17 protein-coding genes are annotated in these 17321 nt (G+C 67.2%); 6 read left to right on the top strand and 11 right to left on the bottom strand.

Annotated features, from left to right (window positions below):
• The 3 genes from ftsE to Uis4E_RS12295 all read right to left on the bottom strand — a co-directional run.
• The coding region (ftsE, locus tag Uis4E_RS01160) for a cell division ATP-binding protein FtsE (protein ID WP_101621406.1) at positions 1 to 912 on the bottom strand (912 nt) is incomplete at its 3' end.
• A 73-nt stretch (positions 913 to 985) separates the two neighbouring features.
• Positions 986 to 2116 carry a peptide chain release factor 2 gene (prfB, locus tag Uis4E_RS01155; RefSeq protein ID WP_101621405.1) on the bottom strand — a complete coding sequence of 377 codons (1131 nt, stop codon included), beginning with the start codon at positions 2114 to 2116 and terminating at the stop codon, positions 986 to 988.
• Between the two features lie 182 nt (positions 2117 to 2298).
• Positions 2299 to 2433 (bottom strand): hypothetical protein, encoded by a 135-nt coding sequence (locus Uis4E_RS12295; RefSeq protein WP_274518530.1) that lies wholly within the window; start codon positions 2431 to 2433, stop codon positions 2299 to 2301.
• Between the two features lie 224 nt (positions 2434 to 2657).
• Here Uis4E_RS12295 and dapD point away from each other — a divergent pair, with 224 nt between their 5' ends.
• Entirely contained in the window at positions 2658 to 3677 is a 1020-nt protein-coding gene (gene dapD, locus Uis4E_RS01150; protein ID WP_101621435.1) for a 2,3,4,5-tetrahydropyridine-2,6-dicarboxylate N-succinyltransferase, read from the top strand.
• A gap of 328 nt (positions 3678 to 4005) precedes the next feature.
• Here dapD and Uis4E_RS01145 read toward each other — a convergent pair whose 3' ends face one another.
• The 6 genes from Uis4E_RS01145 to Uis4E_RS01120 form a co-directional block, all read right to left on the bottom strand.
• Positions 4006 to 5298: a citrate synthase gene (locus Uis4E_RS01145; protein ID WP_101621404.1), complete on the bottom strand. Its 1293-nt coding sequence runs from the start codon at positions 5296 to 5298 to the stop codon at positions 4006 to 4008.
• Positions 5299 to 5623: 325 nt separating this feature from the next.
• The gene (map, locus tag Uis4E_RS01140; protein WP_101621403.1) at positions 5624 to 6400 is read right to left on the bottom strand and encodes a type I methionyl aminopeptidase; all 777 of its coding nucleotides are present in this window, start codon (positions 6398 to 6400) and stop codon (positions 5624 to 5626) included.
• Between the two features lie 84 nt (positions 6401 to 6484).
• The gene (locus Uis4E_RS01135; RefSeq protein ID WP_101621434.1) at positions 6485 to 7144 is read right to left on the bottom strand and encodes a methionine ABC transporter permease; all 660 of its coding nucleotides are present in this window, start codon (positions 7142 to 7144) and stop codon (positions 6485 to 6487) included.
• Between the two features lie 2 nt (positions 7145 to 7146).
• Positions 7147 to 8259, bottom strand: a complete 1113-nt coding sequence (locus tag Uis4E_RS01130) for a methionine ABC transporter ATP-binding protein (RefSeq protein WP_101621402.1) — start codon at positions 8257 to 8259, stop codon at positions 7147 to 7149.
• A gap of 7 nt (positions 8260 to 8266) precedes the next feature.
• The gene (locus Uis4E_RS01125) at positions 8267 to 9169 is read right to left on the bottom strand and encodes a MetQ/NlpA family ABC transporter substrate-binding protein (protein ID WP_101621401.1); all 903 of its coding nucleotides are present in this window, start codon (positions 9167 to 9169) and stop codon (positions 8267 to 8269) included.
• A 99-nt stretch (positions 9170 to 9268) separates the two neighbouring features.
• Complete coding sequence (locus Uis4E_RS01120; RefSeq protein ID WP_101621400.1) at positions 9269 to 10300, bottom strand: ketopantoate reductase family protein; 1032 nt, start codon at positions 10298 to 10300, stop codon at positions 9269 to 9271.
• Between the two features lie 272 nt (positions 10301 to 10572).
• On the opposite strand from Uis4E_RS01120, the gene Uis4E_RS01115 reads away from it, so the two are divergent.
• From Uis4E_RS01115 to Uis4E_RS11610, 3 genes are all read left to right on the top strand, one after another.
• A complete protein-coding gene (locus tag Uis4E_RS01115; protein ID WP_101621399.1) occupies positions 10573 to 10833 on the top strand; it encodes a hypothetical protein in 261 nt (86 codons plus the stop codon).
• Positions 10817 to 10972, top strand: a complete 156-nt coding sequence (locus Uis4E_RS01110; RefSeq protein WP_101621398.1) for a DUF4160 domain-containing protein — start codon at positions 10817 to 10819, stop codon at positions 10970 to 10972. The genes Uis4E_RS01115 and Uis4E_RS01110 overlap by 17 nt, the downstream gene beginning before the upstream one ends.
• Before the next feature lie 97 nt (positions 10973 to 11069).
• Complete coding sequence (locus tag Uis4E_RS11610) at positions 11070 to 11303, top strand: hypothetical protein (RefSeq protein WP_133125365.1); 234 nt, start codon at positions 11070 to 11072, stop codon at positions 11301 to 11303.
• 52 nt (positions 11304 to 11355) lie between these two features.
• Here Uis4E_RS11610 and Uis4E_RS01105 read toward each other — a convergent pair whose 3' ends face one another.
• On the bottom strand, positions 11356 to 12102 hold the full coding sequence (locus Uis4E_RS01105; protein WP_101621397.1) for an HdeD family acid-resistance protein: 747 nt from the start codon (positions 12100 to 12102) through the stop codon (positions 11356 to 11358).
• A 203-nt stretch (positions 12103 to 12305) separates the two neighbouring features.
• Here Uis4E_RS01105 and amrB point away from each other — a divergent pair, with 203 nt between their 5' ends.
• Together amrB and amrS are read left to right on the top strand one after the other, a co-directional pair.
• Positions 12306 to 14120, top strand: coding sequence for an AmmeMemoRadiSam system protein B (gene amrB / locus Uis4E_RS12130; RefSeq protein WP_243394262.1), 1815 nt, complete (start codon positions 12306 to 12308; stop codon positions 14118 to 14120).
• Positions 14107 to 15201: an AmmeMemoRadiSam system radical SAM enzyme gene (gene amrS, locus Uis4E_RS01090; protein WP_101621396.1), complete on the top strand. Its 1095-nt coding sequence runs from the start codon at positions 14107 to 14109 to the stop codon at positions 15199 to 15201. The genes amrB and amrS overlap by 14 nt, the downstream gene beginning before the upstream one ends.
• 12 nt (positions 15202 to 15213) lie before the next feature.
• Here the strand turns inward: amrS and Uis4E_RS01085 are convergent, their stop codons facing one another.
• Positions 15214 to 16794 carry a polysaccharide deacetylase family protein gene (locus Uis4E_RS01085; RefSeq protein WP_101621395.1) on the bottom strand — a complete coding sequence of 527 codons (1581 nt, stop codon included), beginning with the start codon at positions 16792 to 16794 and terminating at the stop codon, positions 15214 to 15216.
• Positions 16795 to 17321 lie beyond the last annotated feature (527 nt).

The following is a 17321-nucleotide window of genomic DNA, read 5'->3' as shown; positions in this document are numbered from 1 at the left end:
GAACGCCTCGCCGTAACGGCCGGTGCGGCCGGAATGCACGGACTGGGCGAGACGGGCGATGCCCTCGTCGCCGTCCATCGCGCCGGCCGCGACCGCGCCCGCCTCGATGGCGGCGTGCGCGTCCATGCGTTCGGTCGCGTCCGCGCTGTCCGCGCGGAACCGCTCATCCGCACCGATCGCCTGATGCGCCTTCGACGTGACCTCCGCGTCCGGGAAGTACGTGGACGAATCGTAGGAGCCGTGCTCCTCGTCGCGCACGATGCGGCCCGTGTGCAGTTCGACGACACGCTTGCGCATCGAGTTGACGATCTCCTCGTTGTGCGTCGCCATGACGACGGTGGTGCCGGTGCGGTTGATCGCGTCGAGCACCTCCATGATGCCGAGCGACGTGGTCGGATCGAGGTTGCCGGTCGGCTCGTCGGCCAGCAGGATCTGCGGATGGTTCACGTAGGCGCGGGCGATGGCCACGCGCTGCTGCTCGCCGCCGGACAGCTCGTGCGGGTAGCTGTCCTCCTTGCCGGTCAGACCCACCGTCTCCAGCACCTTCGGCACCATCGACTTGATGGCGGAACGGCGCGTGCCGATCACCTCGAGCGCGAACGCCACGTTCTGCCACACGGTCTTGTTGTTGAGCAGCTTGTAGTCCTGGAACACGAAGCCGATGGTGCGGCGGTACTGCGGCACCTGACGGTCGGAGATGCGGCGCAGGTCGTTGCCGGCCACGCGGATCTCGCCGTCCGTGGCCTCCTCCTCGCGCAGCAGCAGGCTCAGCAGCGTGGTCTTGCCGGAGCCGGACGCGCCCACGAGGAACACGAAGTCGCCGCGCTCGATGTCGAGGTTGATGTCGTCGAGCGCGGGACGCGTGCCCTTCGGGTAGATCTTGCTGACATGGTCCAATGAGATGAGTGCCATGAATCGCTTTCCTTGGAAGTGCGCGGGATGCACGCGGTGCGCGTGTGCGCCCGGTGCCGCGCGGATGTGCTGGTTAGGCCTCGGCCTCTTCCTTGGCGGCGCGGCGCTGCTCGTGGCGCCAGCGGATGCCCGCCTGGATGAAGCCGTCGAGGTCGCCGTCGAACACGGCCTGGGTCTGGCTGGTCTCGTAGCCGGTGCGCAGGTCCTTGACCATCTGGTACGGGTGCAGCACGTAGGAGCGCATCTGGTCGCCCCAGCTGGCCTTGATGTCGCCGGCAAGCTCCTTCTTCTTCTTCGCCTCCTCCTCGTGGCGCAGCACGAGCAGTCGGGACTGGAGCACGGCCATGGCGGCGGCGCGGTTCTGGATCTGCGAGCGCTCGTCCTGCATCGTCACGACGAGGCCGGTGGGAAGGTGGGTGATGCGCACGGCCGAGTAGGTCGTGTTCACGCCCTGGCCGCCGGGGCCGGAGGAGCAGTACGTGTCGACGCGGATGTCGGTGTCCGGGATGTCGATGTGGTCGGTCGCCTCGACGAGCGGCACCACCTCGACGGCGGCGAAGCTGGTCTGGCGGCGGCCCTGGTTGTCGAACGGGGAGATGCGCACGAGGCGGTGCGTGCCGCCCTCCACGCTCAGGCGGCCGTACGCGTACGGCGCGTCCACCTGGAAGGTCGCGGACTTGATGCCCGCCTCCTCCGCGTACGAGGTGTCCATCACCTTCGCCTTGAAGCCCATGCGCTCGCAGTAGCGCAGGTACATGCGCAGCAGCATCTGCGCGAAATCGGCCGCGTCGACGCCGCCCGCTCCGGAGCGGATCGTCACCACGGCGGAACGCTCGTCGTACTCGCCGTCGAGCAGGGTCTGGATCTCCATCGCGGCGAGATCGTCGGCGATCGAGCCGAGCTCGGTCTGCGCCTCGTCGAGCGACTCCTGATCCTCCTCCTCGCGGCCGAGCTCGACGAGCGTCTCCACGTCGTCGATGCGCGAACCGGCGGAGGTGAGGCGCTTCAGCTGCGATTCGGCCGCCGAGAGCTTGCTCGTCACCTTCTGCGCGTTCTCCGGATCGTCCCACAGACCGGGGGCGGCCGCCTGCTGCTCGAGCTCGGCGATCTCCGCCTTCATGCGGTCCACGTCCAGCGCCTTGGCGATGGAGTCGTACTTGGCGCGCACGTCGGCGATCGCCTGGGAATAATCAAATTCAGCCATCGTTGTCTACCTTATGTTTCGTACCTTTGGAAAACCTTGGGATGCCGCCCGCCTTCGGGCCTCGTGCTCCCCTCCCCGTCCGGCGGATGCGCGACGCGCCTTTCGCCGCAGACCCCTCCGGCCGCGAACCTGCCGAGGGTATGCGAGGCTGGACGTCACGCGGGAACACGCGTGACGGGACGTCAAAGACCGGCGTAGATGGCGGGAACCACCAAGGAGATCAGCATGGCTGCGGCTATGACGATGCACACCGCGCGCACCATGGTGCGGCGGCGGCGCTCGCGGTTGCCGCGCTCATCCTGCTGATAGTCACTCACGATGCGCGATTGTACCCTACCGCTTGGTCAACGGCGGGGCCGGCTCGGCCGCGGGCGAAACACGGCGCGGCGCACGTCGTGGAACACGTCGTGGAACACGTCGTGGAACACCCGTGAAACACCTCGTGGAACATCACGTGGGCACGGCACGCGCCCGACGGCCGCGCAGGCTAAGGTGGACAGGGAAGCAACCTGTATCCCGATGTATGTAAGGAGCAATGCAGATGACTGATGAACGCACCGCGTACGGCTGGGGCCTGGCGAGCATCGACGCCGCCGGCAACACCCTGGACGTGTGGTATCCGAGCCTCGCGCTCGGCGCCGCCCCCGCCGAGGCGGACCGTCCGAACCATGACTTCGGCGTGCTCGCCCACGACGAGGCCGACGCGCGCGGCGTGCGCCGCGTGCCGGTGTTCACCGTGAGCGATCTGGACGCGCCCGTCGCCGGCGCCGAGGACGCCTACCTGAAGCTGCACCTGCTGAGCATGCGCCTCGCCAAGCCGAACACGCTCAACCTGGACGGCATCTTCGGCGCGCTCAACAACGTCGTGTGGACCAACTACGGCCCGTTCGCCGTCGAGGACTTCAACGCCCGCAAGGCCGACGTGGAGGCCGCCGCCACCGCGGCCGCCCAGTCGTTCGCCGCGAACGCCGGCCTGCCCGCCGCCGCGCCGGCCGCCTCGGTCAACGTGTTCGGCGTCGACAAGTTCCCGCGCATGATCGACTACGTCGTGCCGTCCGGCGTGCGCATCGGCGACGCCGACCGCGTGCGCCTGGGCGCCCACCTGTCCGAGGGCACGACCGTCATGCACGCCGGCTTCGTGAACTTCAACGCCGGCACGCTCGGCGTCTCGATGGTCGAGGGCCGCGTCTCGCAGGGCGTGGTCGTCGGCAACGGCTCCGACATCGGCGGCGGCGCCTCGATCATGGGCACCCTGTCCGGCGGCGGCAAGCTCAGGAACTCGATCGGCGAGCACTCGCTGCTCGGCGCGAACGCGGGCATCGGCATCTCGCTGGGCGACAACTGCGTCGTCGAAGCGGGCCTGTACGTGACCGCCGGCACCAAGGTCACCATCTGGGACAAGGCGAAGGCCGCCGCCGGCGAACCGCTCGAGGTCGTCAAGGGCGCGGACCTGTCCGGCAAGGACAACATCCTGTTCATCCGCAACTCGGTCAACGGCCGCATCGAGGCCCGCTACCGCAAGACCGGCATCGAACTCAACGCCAAACTCCACAAGAACTGACTCCTACTCGGCCCCCGCCGGCGGGGGCTGTCCGCGATAGCGGACTGGGGGTGGTCACGACGGGCACACAAGCGTTCCGTCTGCGACCACCCCCAGTCTCACTGCGTTCGACAGCCCCCGCCAGCGGGGGCCAAGTCGTACAGCCAGCCGTCCCGCGGCGTGAATCCCTACAGCCCGTGCCAGCGGGGGCCACGTCGTAGCCGCCCCGCGGCGTGAATCCCGTACGGCCCGTTCATCGGCCCCGCCGGGGCCACGTCGTAGCCGTCCCGCGGCGTGAATCCCGCATGGCCCGTTCATCGGCCCCGCCGGCGGGGGCCGCATATATTCCCTACCGTTCGTCGAGCGGGACGTAGTCCCGTTCGACGGCGCCGGTGTAGACCTGGCGCGGACGGCCGATCTTCGTGGCCGGGTCGGCGAGCATCTCGCGGTACTGGGCGATCCATCCGGGGATGCGCCCCAGGGCGAACAGCGTGGTGAACATGGCCGGGTCGAATCCGATCGCCCGGTAGATGAGTCCCGTGTAGAAGTCGACGTTCGGGTAGAGGTGGCGCGAGACGAAGTAGTCGTCGTGGAGCGCGATGTCCTCGAGTTCCACCGCCACGTCGAACAGGGCGCGTTCGTCGGCCGGCAGCTTCGACGTGTCCTCGCGATCCATGATCTTCTCGAGATACGTCTTGGCGATGGCCGCGCGCGGGTCGTACGACTTGTAGACGCGGTGGCCGAGTCCGGAGATGCGGTGGCCGTCGCGCTTGGCGTCCTCGACGAACTCGCGCACCGACTTGCCGGAGTCGCGGATCGCCTTCAACTGGCGCAGGACGGCCTCGTTCGCGCCGCCGTGCAGCGGGCCGGACAGCGCGTTGACGCCGGCCGCGACCGCCGAATACAGGTTGGCGTGCGCGCTGCCGGCGATGCGCACGACCGACGTGGAGCAGTTCTGCTCGTGGTCGGCGTGGATGATGAGCAGGCGGCCGAGCGCGTGCACGTACAGCGGATCGGATTCGAACGGCTCGTACGGCACGGCGAAGCACATGCGCAGGAAGTCGTCCACGTAGCCGCGCGCGTAGTCCGGGTACAGCATCGGCTCGTCACGGCGACGGCGGAAGATGTACGAGACGATGGTGCGCACCTTCGCCATGATGATGATCGCGGATTCGTCCAGCTGGTCGGAGTCGGTGATGTCGGTCGTGTCCGGGTAGAACGTGGCGAGCGCGTTGATCGCGGAGGCGAGCACGCTCATCGGATGCGCGGTGCGCGGGAACGAGCCCATGAACGTGCGGAAGTCCTCCCCCACCATCGTGCGGTGGTTGATGGCGGAGACGAACTTCTCGTACTGCTCCCTGTTGGGCAGTTCGCCGTGGCGCAGCAGCCACGCGACCTCGAGGAAGTCGGAGTTCTCGCACAGCTGCTCGATCGGGTAGCCGCGGTAGCGCAGGATCGAATGCTGGCCGTCGATGTACGTGATCTTCGATTCGCACTGCGCGGTGGTGAGGAAGCCGGGGTCGAGCGTCACCCAGCCGTCGTTGCGCAGTTTGGACACGACGATGCCGTCCGGGCCGGCGGTGGCCTCGACGACCGGCAGCGTGTACTTGCTATCGTCGACGTTCAGCTGTGCTGTTGCCATGGGTGACCTCATTCCTGTTCGATGTTGCCGGCCACCATAGCCGCCCCATGTTTCCGCAAGGCCCCATTGCCCACTACCCGGAACATAAAGGAACGCCCCCGACGCAGATACGCAACGCCCCCGCTGGATGGAACAGTCCTGTGGACTGTTCCATAGCAGTGCGCACCGCGCACGTCGCACATAACGGCGGGGGCTGTCGGCGAAGCCGACTGGGGGTGGTGCACGGCAAGCCGATTCCGGACCACCCCCAGTCCGTCCCAGGACGGACAGCCCCCGCTGGCGGGGGCGACGATACGGCCACGCGCTTCGGGCGCGTGACGGTTCCCTACTCGCGCGTGGTGAGGATCACCGGGCCGTTTTCGGTGATGGCGATGGTGTGCTCGCTGTGGGCGCCGCGGGAGCCGTCCTCGGAACGCAGGGTCCAGCCGTCCTTCGGATCCTGGTAGATCTCGTCGGTGGTCTTGAGGAACCACGGTTCGATGGCGATGACGAGGCCCGGACGCAGCTTGTAGCCGTGGCGCGCCTTGCCGTCGTTCGGCACGTGCGGGTCGCCGTGCATGATGTGTCCGACGCCGTGGCCGCCGAATTCGAGGTTGATCGGGTAGCCGTATTCGCGTGCGATGTCGCCGATCGTGCTGGACACGTCGCCGAGGCGGTTGCCGGGCTGCGCGACTTCGATGGCGGCGGCGAGCGCCTCCTCGGTGCACTTGATGAGGCGCAGGTCCTCCGGATCCTTGTCCTTGCCGACCACGAAGCTGATGGCCGAGTCGCCCACCCAGCCGTCGACGCTGATCGCGAGGTCGAGGGAGACGAGGTCGCCGTCCTTGAGGTTGTAGTCGTAGGGCACGCCGTGGAGCACCGCGTCGTTGACGGAGGTGCAGATGTAGTGGGCGAACGGGCCGGTGCCGAAGTCGGGCGCGTAGTCCACGTAGCAGGATTCGGCGCCCTTGCGGTCGACGATCTTCTTGTGCACGAATTCGTCGATGTCGAGCAGATTGGTGCCGACCTTCGTGTATTCCTTGAGTTCGCGCAGGATGGAGCCGACGAAACGGCCGGCGGGCTTCATCTCCTCGATTTCGCGAGGGGTCTTCAGTTCGATCATGAGACTTCCAGAATCTTTCTACCTAGGTTCCGATGGGCGGGAACGCCCTGTCGAGACTGGTTCTCACGATAGTGCGCCGTCTCGTCAATGCGTCACCCGTCGCGCCGCCCGGTCGCCGACCCATTGGATGACCTGCACGAGCGCGATGAGGATCACGACGATGGCGACGAGCACGCCGGTCTCGTAGCGGTTGTAGCCGTATTGGATGGCCATGTCGCCGATGCCGCCCGCGCCGATCGTGCCGACCATCGCCGAGTATCCGATCAGCGAGATGACGGTGAGCACGACGCCGCGGATGAACGAGGGCAGCGCCTGCGGGAACACGGCGCCGACGATGATCTGCGGGATGGTCGCGCCGGTGGAGACGGCCGCTTCCAGCAGTCCGGGGTCGACTTCGCTGAATGCGCTTTCGGCGACGCGCGCGAAGAACGGCACGGCGGCGATGGACAGCGAGATCGCGCCGCCGGTGGGCGTGTACGGGTCGCCGATGAGCAGTTGGACGAGCGGGATGAGCACGACCATGAGGATGAGGAACGGCAGGGAGCGGATCGCGTTGACGACGAATCCGACGACCGTGTTCACGCCGGCGTGCGGCGTGAACAGCCGGTTTTCGGTCACGTACAGCAGGAGCGCGATCAGCGTGCCGAGCACGACGCCGATCACGGTGGCGACGACCACCATGTACGCGGTGTCGGCGAGCGCCTTGCCGAGATTGTCGTGGAGTATCTGCCATGTCGAGTCCATCGTCATGCCTCGCTTTCCGTTTCGTCGCGCGTGCCGGCGGCCAGCGCGCGACGGTCGAGTTCCCGGTATCCGTAGACGCGCGCCCGCAACGCCGCCAGCGCGGCGGCGCGCGGCGCGTCGTCGCCGGAGACGAGCACGAGCAGCGTGCCGATGGCCTGCGCGCCGAAGTATTCGACGTTGGCGTGCAGCACGTCGATGGTCACGTCGTGCGCACGCGCGACCTCGCTGATGAGCGGTTCGAGCGCGTCGTCGCCTTTGTAGCGCAGTTCGACGATCGTGCCGGCGGGCAGCGAGGGGACGAGCTGCGGCGGCACGGCGACGCCGAGGTAGCGTTCGACGAGGGCGCGCGTCGTGTCGTGCGCGGGTTCGGCGAACACGTCGAACGTCGCGCCCTGTTCGACGATGCGTCCGTGCTCCATGACGGCGACGTGGTCGAACACGGTTTTGGCGACGTCGAGCTGGTGGGTGATGAACACGATGGTGATGCCGAGTTCGCGGTTGATGCGTTTGAGCAGCGCGAGGATCTCCTCGGTGGTTTCGAGGTCGAGGGCGCTGGTCGCCTCGTCGCACAGCAGGATCTCGGGCTTGTTGGCGAGCGCGCGTGCGATGGACACGCGCTGCTGCTGGCCGCCGGAGAGGCTGGACGGGTAGCTGTCCTCCTTGGATTCGAGGCCGACGAGGCGCAGCAGTTCGCCGATGCGCGCCTTGCGGCCGTTTTTCGGCCATCCGCCGGCCTTGAGCGCGAACGCGATGTTCTCGCCGACGGTGACGTTGCCGATCAGGTTGAATCCCTGGAAGATGAAGCCGATGCGTTTGCGCAGGTCGCGCAGCGCGCCGCCTTTGAGGGCGGTCACGTCGCGCCCGTCGATGAGGACGCGGCCGGCGGTGGGGCGTTCGAGCAGGTTGATGGTGCGCACGAGCGTGGATTTGCCTGCGCCGGAGAATCCGACGATGCCGTACACCTCGCCTTCGGCGACGGCGAGGCTCACGTCCTTCACCGCTTCGATGGCGCGCCCGCGCTCGTGGAAGGTGACGGAGACGTGGTCGAGCGTGATGACGGCGTCGCCGCCGGAAACGGTTCCGGCGGCGACGGTCGCGTTGGTGGTGGCCGTCATGCGCGCGTCACCAGGTCGTGGGCTTGCCGAAGTCGGCGAACTCGCTCTTGGCGATCGCCTGCTTGAATTCGTCGGAGACGAGCAGCGCCTTGACCTTCCTGCCGAAGTCGCCGTCCGCGTCCTTGGTGCGCACGACGAACACGTTGATCACGCCTTCGGACTGCTTCTCCATGGCGAGCGCCTGCTTGGGCTTGAGGCCGGCGGCCCAGGCGAAGTTGCCGGGCACGAGGCTCACGTCGACGCTGTCGAGCGCGCGGGCGAGCTGGGCGGCGTCGATCGGCTTGATGACGAGGTTCTTCGGGTTGGTGGCGATGTCGTTGACGGTGGCCTTGGTCGGGTCGACGTCGCCCTTGAGGGTGACGAGCCCCTGCTGTTCGAGCACGCCGAGGGATCGGGCGAGGTTGCTGCCGTCGTTGGCGATGGCGACGGTGGAGCCGTCCTTGATCGCGTCGACGGACGTGAACTTCTTCGAGTAGATGCCGAGGCCGAGCGTGGGCACCTGGCCGAGGGAGGTCAGGTCGAGCTTGTTGTCGGCGGAGAACTTCTTCAGGTAGTTGATGTGCTGGAACAGGTCGGCCTGGATGGATCCGGAGGCGAGCGCCTTGTTCGGCTGCACGTAGTCGTTGAACAGTTTGGTGGTGAGCTCGTAGCCGTCCTTCTTGAGCAGCGGCGCGATCACCTTGGTGGTCATGTCGCCGTAGGGTCCGGGGGCGACGCCGACGACGATCTTCGTGGTCTTGCCGCTTGCCGGCTTGGCGATCGCGTCGGAGGCGGAGGTTCCGGCGGCGCTGGCGGAGCCGCAGGCGGCGAGTCCGGCGAGCGCGGCGATGGAGACGGCCGCGGCGATCACGCGGCGGGCGGTCGTGGCGAGCCGTGCGGCGCGGCCCGGCGTGGTGGCGATGATGGACATGATGGTTCCCTTCTCTATGGTGTGTGATGACACGTGTGTGGTGGTTGGTGTGATGGCGCGTGCGTGGCGCACGGCCGTGACGGCAGCGCGGACGCGCGGTCACGCGGCGAGCGCGGCCGCCGTGTCCTTCGCGAGCTGGTCGGCGTTGCGCGCGGCCTCCTCGGCGACTTCGGGATGATGGATCGCGTACGCCTGTTCGGCGAGATGCACCTCGTGGACGAGGAACTCGTTGAGTGGCGCCTCGCCGCCGTGGTCGCGGGCGAGCCGGGCGATGTAGCCGTTGATGTAGTCGACTTCGGTGGGCCTGCCCTTGGTGAGGTCCTGGTACATGGACGGGTAGTGGAGCGGATGGGCGACGCCCGCGGTGTGCAGGATCGTCTCGACCTCCGTCTCGCGTGTGCCGAGCAGCGTGATGCCCGCCTTCTCGGCGGCCGTGTACGCCTCGTCGACGATCCGTTCGGTCATCCATCGGGCGCCGGGGTTCGCGTGGAACTGGCCGAAGCGGATCTCGTACATCGTGCACAGCGTGTTGAGCACGGAGTTGAACACGATCTTCGCGAGGCACATGCCGAGGAAGTCGTCGACGATGGTGGGGTTGAGGGTGGCGGCGGCGAAGTCGTCGCGGATCTCCTGCTCGAGCGGGGTGCGCCGCTCGTCCCACGCGCACATGTTCATCGCCTTCGCGTGCTTGCCGCCGGTGAAGTTCACGTCGCCCGGCCCGTACACGTAGGCGCCGATCAGCGCGGTGCCGCCGAAGATGCGGTCGCGGGAGAAGTATGCGCCGAGCTTCTCGAAATGCCCGTACCCGTTCATCGCGGAGAACACGACCTGATGGTCGCGGAACAGCCCGGCGTGCGAGGCCCGTTCGAGGAATCCATCGAGCTGCTGCTGTTTGACGAACACGATCCACACGTCCGGGTTCCCGTGGTAGTCCTCCGGATAGTGGATGTCGATGGGCACGAGGTGCCGGTCCTCGCCGTCCTGGGAGACGTAGACGCCGCCCTGTTCGCGGATCCTCTCGACGTTCGGTCTCCACGTGTCGATGAAGTCGACGTGCCTGTGCGCGAACTCCTGGAGCAGCACCCCGTATTGGATGCCCATGCCTCCCGAGCCGAGCACCGCGTATGACAATGCCACGGTAATCCCCTTCCCGTATTGGGTATGTGTGGTTCGACGCCGCGTCCCCACGCGTATCGTCGATTGCCCGATTCACATCACATCGCCGGTTCCCCCGAACCTTGCGATGTGACTGCCACTATACGGGTGTTCCGCCTTCACGACAACGGCGTTGCTATAGAGGCTCCTTATGGAACGCGCCAGCTCGTGACAGCCGGCGTCGTGACGCCCGTCGGTGACGACGTATGGCGGCGCGGACCTACAATGTAGAAAGACAGGAGCCAATCATGCGGATATACGACTACTACGAGACCGGCGACGGCACGCGCGTCACACATTCCGATGTCCAGCCCGACGGCAGCGTGCTCGTCTTCTTCGACAAGGGGGACAAGCACGCCGAGGTCAGGATTCCGGACGGCACGATTCCAGCCAATACGGGATTCAGCCAGCAGGAGACCAATGGATTTCTCGTCAGCACCGTCCGCGGCATGAAATCGATCATGCGCTATGCACGGGAAGGCGGTATCCAACATGCCTGGACTGTATAGGATCCGGGGATTCCTCGTCTACTTCTGGGCGAATGAAAGCAACGAGCCGATTCACGTCCATGTCGCCAAAGGCAAACCGTCGCCGTCATCCGCGAAATTCTGGATTCTGCAGGACGGTACGGTACGAATCGCCAAGTAAAGCCCGGATATGACGGCGAAGGAACAGCAGGGAATCACCGAGTTCCTTGAGTCGGTCGCACCGGAAATCATCGTGGCATGGCAGGAGATGTTCGGGTATGCCCGATTCCACGACTAAGTTGCGGGAAATCGGCGATTATCACGGCTACACGCTGCTGTTCAACCCGCGCAACCGCAGAATCATCGCAGAAAGGAGAACGGACCTCGCCACAGCGTTGTTCGACTGCGAACCGCTCACCTTGGTCCGTCAATGGGGGTGTTCCGACGATGACGTCCGAGCGCTGACGAATCATCTGGGAACAATCATTCACAGGCAACCCGTGATCTCGTAGTCTTGGTCGATCAAAGCGCGGCCAAGACTACGGAAGTCATCTGCCTCTCACCTCATCGCTTCGACAGGCGGCCGAAGGTGAAGGCGCGCACGAGGGCGGAGACGCCCATGACGACGAGCGCGCAACCGGCGAAGACGACGAGCCAGACGGTGGAGCTTACCGGCGACATGAGCACGACGAATCCGGCGATGATGGAGACGATCGCGTACAGCACGGCCCATCCGGAGCTGGGGAGCCGCCAGGATTCGATGAGCGCCATGAAGCCTTCGAGCATCCAGCCGATGCCGACGGTCATCGTGGCGAGCAGGGCGAGCGTCTGCCCGGAGACGGCCGCATTCTTGAGCATGAGCAGGCCGCCGATGGTGAGCAGCACGCCGACGAGGATGTCGAGCACGCGCCATCCGCTCGGCAGGCCGAGTTCGACGATGGCGACGACGACGCGCACGAGTCCGGAGACCACGAGGTAGACGCCGAGCAGGACGGCCGCGACCTTCAGCGTGATGCCCGGCCAGAACAGCAGGGCCGCGCCGAGCACGACGGCGGCCACGCCGATCACGCCGTAGAATCCGCGCACCCAGTTCTTCGCATGCTGCGGCAGCATGCTTTCGATGAGTTTGAACGGGTCGACAGGTCGGCCGTTCCACGGGCCGCCGGCGGGGCCGTCGTTCCGACCCGGATGGTTCTGCGGCCCCTGCTGGCCGGCATATGGGTTGTTGCCCTGGTCCGCATACGGGTTGGCGTACGGGTCGCCGTCCCGCCCGGCCTGAGGCTGGCGGGAATCGGGGTTCGTGTTCGTCATGATGACCTCCTTGCGTCCGGATCTTCCGGCATGTTCTCACCATCATGCTAGACAATCCGTCTAATTCTCACTACCATCACAATTAGTCATGTTGCCCAATAACGAGACGTGGACAACCGCAAACGTTCCGCCTCATCGGACGATCGGCCGAGCGCGCAACCGGGAACGCCGGAGGAAACTAGAATGGTACGGGGGTGGTCGATATGACACAGCCGAAGGAACAGTCCAACGAAGGATCGACGCGCATCCGTCCCGCGGCGGTGGCGGGCGCGTTCTACCCGGCCGACCGCGCGGCGCTGCGGCGGATGCTCGACCGTCAGCTCGAATACGGACGCGAACTCGTCGCGAAGCTCGCCGGCGCGGCCGCGAATCCGCTGCCGCAGGGCGCGCCGAAGGCGGTGATCGTGCCGCACGCCGGCTACGTGTACTCCGGCACGACGGCGGCGCTCGCCTACGCGCTGCTCGAACGCGGGCGCGGCCGCATCACGCGAGCGGTGATCGTCGGCCCGACGCATCGCGTGGCGGTGCGCGGCGTCGCGGCCCCGAGCGCCGACGCGTTCGCCACGCCGTTGGGTGTGGTCTCCATCGACACCGCGGCGGAGAAGCGCGCGATGGAGCAGGCTCCGGCCCTGATCGTAAACGATCCGACGCATGCGCGCGAGCATGCGGTCGAAGTGCAGATCCCGTTCCTGCAGACCGTGCTCGGCCCGGATATCGAGATCGTGCCGTTGAACGCGGGCGACGCAAGCCCGCGCGAGGTGGGCGACGTGCTTCGCGCCCTGTGGGGAGGCCCGGAGACGGTGATCGTGATCAGCTCCGATCTGTCGCATTACCATCCGCAGGCGTACGCGCGGGCGCTCGACGACGCGACGATCGACGCGATCGCGCGGCGCGACGGCCCTATCCGCCCGGACCGCGCGTGCGGCGCGTATCCGGTCAACGGCCTGCTGGACGTGCTGACGCGCGGGCTGGTGCCGGCCGCCAGCGGCCCGGCCGGTACCGCCGGGTCAGCGTCGTCGTTTACGATGCGTCTGCTCGGCCGGTCCACGTCCGGCGATGACGGCGTGGTCGCGATCGCGGGCGAGGAGCGCCCGGCGATGCGCGATCCCGACGAGGCGGTGGTCGGGTACGCGTCGTTCGCCGTGTGGGAGGACGACGACCACCCCCAGTCGGCTACGCCGACAGCCCCCGCCAGCGGGGGCGGAGTGCACGGTGCGCACTGCTATGGAACAGGCCACCGGACTGTTCCATCCAGCGGGGGCGACGCACACGCCGACGCCACTGATGCCATCACCGACGCGAACGACTCCCCCACTGCCCACGCCGATGACGTCTATACCGACACCCATACCAATGACACCCATACCGACGAGTCGCGCGGCGACGTGCTGTTGCGGTTGGCGCGGGCGGCGATCCGCGCGCATCTCGGATTGGATGACGAATCCCCGCAATCCCCGGATTCCGTGGAGTCGATCATCGCCTCGCACCCGTGGCTGGACGAGCCGGGCGCGAGCTTCGTCACGTTGACGGAGGGCGGCGAACTGCGCGGATGCATCGGCACGTTGGAGGCGCATCAGCCGCTCGGCCGCGACGTCGCCGAGCATGCGGTGGACGCGGCGAGCCGCGATCCGCGCTTCCTCCCGGTCGCCGCCGAGGAGTATCCGCTGCTCGACGTGGAGGTGTCCATACTGTCGCAACCGGAGCCGATCCTCGTCGTGACGCCCGAGTGGCGGCGCGGCGACGACGGCCGCATGACCGCCGTCCCGTCGGAGCATCCGGTGCGCTCGCGCAACGAGCTGGAACGCGCGTTGCGCCCCGGAAGGGACGGTCTCATCCTTGCCGAACGGGACGGGCGGCGGCGCGCCACGTTCCTGCCGCAGGTGTGGGAGCAGCTGCCGAATCCGCATGAGTTCGTCGCGCACCTGCTCGCCAAGGCCGGCCTCGACGCCGCGCTCGACTGGAGGAACAGCGAAATCGTCTGCGAGCGCTACGAGGTGACCGCCCATGCCGACCACTGACCCGGCCCTCGGCCGATGGCAGACCCGCTTCACGGACGGCACGGGCCGTGCGCGCTGCGAGCTGTGCCCGCGCCGGTGCGTGCTGAAGCCCGGCCAGCGCGGGTTCTGCTTCGTGCGGTCGAACCACGGCGGCGCGATTCGTTCGGACACGTACGGCCGTAGTTCCGGGTTTGCCGTCGACCCGGTGGAGAAGAAACCGCTCAACCATTTCCATCCGGGGTCGCGCGTGCTGAGTTTCGGCACGGCCGGCTGCAATTCGGCGTGCCGTTTCTGCCAGAACTGGGATATCTCGCGTGCGCGCGACTTCGATCGTCTGGGCGCGGAGGCGTCGCCGGAGAGGATCGCGGCCGTCGCGGCGGACCGCGGCATCGGTTCGGTGGCGTTCACGTACAACGATCCGATCGTGTTCGCCGAATACGCGATCGACACGGCGTGGGCGTGCCGGGAGCGCGGCGTCCGTCCGATCGCGGTGACCGCCGGCTACATGGCCGCGCCGGCCCGTCCCGACTTCTACGCGGCGATGGATGCGGCGAACATCGACCTCAAGGGCTTCACCGAGGAGTTCTATTGGAAGGTGACCGGCACGCACCTGCAGGACGTGCTCGACACCATCGACTATGCGGTGAACGAGGCGCGCACGCCGGACGGCCGCCACGTGTGGGTGGAGCTGACGACGCTGCTCATCCCCGGCCTCAACGACGACGACGCGCAGCTGCACGCGGAATGCGCGTGGATCCGCGAGACGCTCGGCCCGGACGTCCCCTTGCATTTCTCGGCGTTCCACCCGGCGTGGAGGATGACCGACGTGCCGCCCACGCCGCACGCGACGCTGACGCGCGCGCGGCGCATCGCGATGGCGGAAGGATTGCGGTACGTGTACACCGGCAACGTGCACGACCGGGAGGGCGACACCACGTTCTGCCCGAATCCCGAGTGCCGCGCCCCGCTCGTCGTCCGCGACTGGTACCGGATCATCGAGAACCGGCTGGACGGCAAGGGCGGCGCGGCGGGCGATCCCGCCGACACCGCCGCCACCGCCCGCTGCCCCGACTGCGGCACCCCAATCGCCGGCCGTTGGTGATCGGAGCCCCGCTCACTGCACGTCGTTCAACCCGTAGGCGACCGAGCCGGGCTGGATGTCGCCGGCGAGGAGCGTGTCCACGGTGACGATGTGGTATCCCTTCGCCTGCAATCCCTTGATGATTCCCGGCAGCGCCTTCACGGTCTCGGGGTTCCCGTCGCGCAGCGAGATGATCGACCCGGGGTAGGCGCCGTCGAGCGTGCGCTTCTCGATCTCGCTCGTGTCGAGCTTGCCCCAGTCGCCGGAGTCCACGCCCCACAGGATCATCGCCTGCCCGCTCGCCTTGGCCTGCGAGCGCAGCGCGTCGCTCCACGCGCCGTCCGGCGGCCGGAACAGCGTGACCGGCTTGCCGGACGCCTCGGAGATCACCGAATCCGTGTCCTTGAACCATTTGGCGAGCTGGCTGGCGCCCATCGCATGCATCTGGGTGTGCCGCCACGACATCGATCCGACGCTGTGCCCTTCGGCGGCCATGCGCCCCACGAGCTTCACGTTCGACCCGCTGACGAACTGCCCCTGCAGGAAGAACGTGGCGGGCACGTCGGCGGCCTTCAGCTCGTCGAGCACCTTGGGCGTGGTCCGCTTGTTCGGCCCGTCATCGAAGGTGAGCGCCACGCAGTCGGTGAAATGGCAATCGAGCGGCATCAGCGCGATCACCTTGGCGGTCGCCTCGGAGATCGGCTGGATCTGCTCGTTCACGGCGTCGCCCGCGTCGGACGGCGTCGTGTCGAGCACGGATTGCGCTGTGTCGATCGCGTTCTTGAGCGTGCTGCGCGCCGTCTCGTCCGCCTTGCCCGCGGACCTGTCGTAGGCGAGTTTCGCGCGCGCGATGAGCGTGGTCAGCTGTTTGCGCGCGTCCTGCGCGTTCAACCCGTCCTTCATCTGCTTGAGCGTGTCCGTGTCGTAGCGGATGGAGATGAGCCCGTCGGCCATGGCGCTCGCCGCGGCCGCGTACCGGTCGCCGAGCGCGGCGATGTCGGCGGTGTGCGCGTCCGCCGCGCAATCCTGTTCGGCGGGAGCGGTCACGTCGGCGTCGTGCATGGCGTCCATCTGCTGTTGGAGGCGTGCGCGCGAGTCGCTGCCGGTGAGCGACGCGGTCTCCTTGAGCAGCGCGGTCGCCTGCCGCGCGACGGGCGTGTAGCCGGTGAGCGTCTCCGTGTATTGCGCGCGTTCCCGGCGGCAGTAGGCGAGCGCGGACGCGTGGTTGCGCGCGTTCAAATCGAGGATCGAGCGGGTGACGGCCACGCCGGCGAACACTGCGCCAGCCGCGAACGCCGCGACGAGCGCGACGACGAGCGGCTTCGGCCGCCGTCGCGCCGTCGTGACCCCGCCATCCACGTCCGGCAGGGTCGCATCCGATTCGCCCGTACCCGGACCGTTCGCGTCCGGCGTGCCCGTTGCGTCCGCGGATGGTTCCGCGCCTGCCGTCGGCACGTCCGGCGCCGTGCCGTCGTCATACGGTTCCGCGGCGTCGTCGCCGAGCTCGCGGAACACGTCGTCCGCATAGTCGTCCGCGTAGTCGTCCGCGACATCGTCGTGTTCGTTGTCGATTCGCGCGTCATCCGCATCGTCGATGTGCTTGTCGTCCGCCATGACACCCTCCTCCACGATGATTCCTCACCTCATTGTCCCACACGCTTCAATTCACGGGCGAGTAGGGGGACCTCACCCGTCAACGAACGTGGACGACACAGGTTCGCTCCCCCGCCATCACGACTCGCTCCACGGTTTTCCACGGGAAACCGTGGACAGACATGGAGGGAGCCACGGCAGTCCAGGAAAGAACCGTGACCGATTTGGAGGGTGCCATGGCGGGCCGGGGGTGAACGGTCGTCATTCCATCGCATTCTCGTTTGGCAGGGGTACTTTCCCGTCGTTCTCCGGAGACAACTTGCTTATGAGGGGTACCTGAGAACGCCTCATCGAGGTACATGGCGGCCATTACGGTGCCCGAGCCCTGGATAAACCCTAATCGAGTACCCCTCGTAACGCAGATGGGTGTTCGGAGCGGTGAGGATGCACCCCTGCCAAGCGAGAAAGAGAATCGGCGGATTCGGACAAGCCATCCAAGCCCACACTTGCCCGCCGAAATGCGAAGAGCCCGTCGCGGGTACGGTATC

The organism is Bifidobacterium parmae, from assembly GCF_002860365.1.
GTDB classification, from domain to species: Bacteria; Actinomycetota; Actinomycetes; order Actinomycetales; family Bifidobacteriaceae; genus Bifidobacterium; species Bifidobacterium parmae.
This window is presented reverse-complemented; position numbering and strand designations above follow the sequence as displayed.